A 639-nucleotide genomic window follows, 5' to 3' on the forward strand; every position below is an offset into this window, starting at 1 on the left:
CCCGCCGCGCTGCCTCTTCCTCGTACCGCTGGCCTCCGCCTTCGGGTCCAACGGAACCGCCGTCACCCTCGCCCGGCACGGCGGCACCCTGGTCCTGCTCGACCACTTCTCGCCCGAGGCCGCCGTCGCGGCCGTACGCGAGCACGAGCCGACCCACGTCCTCGGCGTGCCCCCCATGGTCCGCATGATGCTCGAACGCCTCGACGCGACGAGCGAGCGGTTGCCGGCCCCCACCGCCCTGGTCCTGGGCGGGGCCCCGCTCGACGAGGCCACCGCGGCCGCAGCCGCGAAGGCCTTCGGCTGCCCGGTGGTCAACCTCTACGGCTCCGCCGACGGCGTCAACTGCCACACGGGGCTGTCGAGCACCGTGCCCCCGGCCGACGCCGCGGGGGTGGTGGCGGGCCACCCCGACCCCCGGGTCGCCGAGATCCGCATCGCCGACCCGGAGACCCACGCTCCGCTCCCCGACGGCGACATCGGGGAGATCATCTCCCGGGGGCCCATGACACCGCTGTGCTACGTGGGCGCGCCCGATCTGGACGCCCGCTACCGCACCCCCGACGGCTGGGTCCGTACCGGCGACCTCGGCTACCTCGACGCCGACAGCGTGCTGCACGTCGTCGGACGCCTGAAGGACAT

At 74.8% G+C, this 639-nt stretch carries 1 protein-coding gene; it reads left to right on the plus strand.

Translation table 11 applies throughout. From position 1 onward, the window contains the following. The coding region (locus CTZ28_RS46410) for a class I adenylate-forming enzyme family protein (RefSeq protein WP_147481320.1) at positions 1-639 on the plus strand (639 nt) is incomplete at both ends.

The organism is Streptomyces shenzhenensis (assembly GCF_003688995.1).
GTDB classification, from domain to species: Bacteria; Actinomycetota; Actinomycetes; order Streptomycetales; family Streptomycetaceae; genus Streptomyces; species Streptomyces shenzhenensis_A.